Raw genomic sequence first — 1,668 nt, 5'->3', positions numbered from 1 at the left:
CATGCGCTGTCGGGCGAGCGCTTCCGCCGCGCGGTCCTGGCGCCGCTCGAGGGGGATGGCGCCCTGGCCGCTGGCGCGCTGCCCAGGCCGGCGCTGCGGCGCTGCGCCGCCTTCCTCGCGGACCGGCTCGGCGCGGCGCCCGTTGCGGGCGACCCGCCGCATGCCGGGGCGCTGCTGGCCGCGCTGCTGGGCCTGCCGGCGGCGGCGGAGATCCTGGCGGCGCAATGGCCGGCCGGGCAGGCGATGCTCGCCGCCGCCTTGCCGGCGCTCGCCTCCGGCCTGCATTGGCTGCGCATGCCGGTCCTGCCGGATGACGCGGCGCATGCCGCCTTCGCCCTGCTCGGCCGTGGCCTGGACGGCGATGCGCCGCCGCCGGCCGCCACGCGCCTGGACCTGCTGCGGGGCATGCTGGGCAGCCCGCGCTTCCGGCGCGACGTGCTGCACCCGCTGGTGGACGGCCTCGGCCCGCCGCAGGACGGCATGGCGCCCGGGGAGCGGCGCGTGGTCGCCGCCTGGCTGCGCCACCGCTTCGCCCTGCATCCATCGACGCCCGAGGAGGAGGCGCCCGGCGGCGCGGCGCTGCTCCGCCGCCTCGCCGGCCTGCCGGCGGTGGCCGAGGCGCTGGCGGCGCGGCACGGCATGCTCTGGGCCGATGCGGCGGCGGCGCTGGCCGGCTGGGCGGAGGGCGAGGCCGCGGGCCTCGCCGGCGGCATCGACTACGTCACCGGCGACCGCATCTGCGGCTGGGCCCGCCGCGGCGACGGCGCGCCGGTGGCGCTGGAGGTGCTCTGCGACGGCCAGGTGGTCGGCACGGTCCAGGCGGCGCTGGCGCGGCCGGACGGCGCCTTCGGCTTCCGGCTGGCCTGGGATGGCCGCCGCATCCTGGCGGAGGAGCGCGCCGCCTGCATCCTGCTGCGCGAGACGGGCACCGGCCGCCCGGTCGGCGCGCCGCATGCCCTGGAGGTCACCCCGGCGGCGGCGCGGCCGGCCCTGCAATCGCTCGCGGCGCAGATCGCCGAGATGCGCGCGACGCTGCAGCGGCTGGAGGACCGGCTGCCGCAGGTCGAAAGCTTCGCCGCCTGGCCGCCGGAGCTCTATGCGCAGTTCCGCCGGCAGCACGCGGTGCCGCCGCCGCCCGGCGCGCCGGCGCTGCGCGTGCATGTCGTGCTCGATGGCAGCGCCGGCACGGTGCGCGGGCTGCGCCGCACGCTGGACAGCCTGCAGGCGCAGGGACTGCCGGGCTGGACCGCGACCCTGCTGGCGCCGCCCGCCGCCCTGGCGCTGGCGCGGCAGGCGGCGGCGCAGGACCCGCGCCTCGGCCTCCGCCCCGCCGGTGCGGGCGCCGAGCGCATGGCGGTGGGCGAGGCCGATGCCGACCTGGTGCTGCTGCTGCCCGCCGGGATGCTGCTCGATCCCGCGGCGCTGGGCTGGTTCGCCTGGGCCGCGGCGCGGGCGCCGGGCGCGGTCGCCTTCTGCGCCGATGCGGACGAGGTCGAGGAGCCGCCGCGGGGCCCGGCATCGCATGCCGCGCCGGTGCTGCGCGGCGCCCTCGACGAATGGTCGCTGGCCTTCGCCGATCCCGGCGGCGCGCTGGTCTGCGCCCGGCCGGGGCCGCTGGCGGCGGCGCTGGACCGGCTGGGGGGGGAGGGCGGGCGCTGGGCGCTCTGG

At 80.7% G+C, this 1,668-nt stretch carries 1 protein-coding gene; it reads left to right on the top strand.

What is annotated here, in order from left to right:
* On the top strand, nt 1-1,668 hold a 1,668-nt coding region (locus E2C05_RS33690), incomplete at both ends, for a hypothetical protein (RefSeq protein ID WP_205083243.1).

The organism is Paracraurococcus ruber, from assembly GCF_004353985.1.
Lineage (GTDB): Bacteria > Pseudomonadota > Alphaproteobacteria > Acetobacterales > Acetobacteraceae > Paracraurococcus > Paracraurococcus ruber.
The sequence above is the reverse complement of the archived record's forward strand: the minus strand, read 5'-3'. Positions and strand labels throughout refer to the sequence as shown.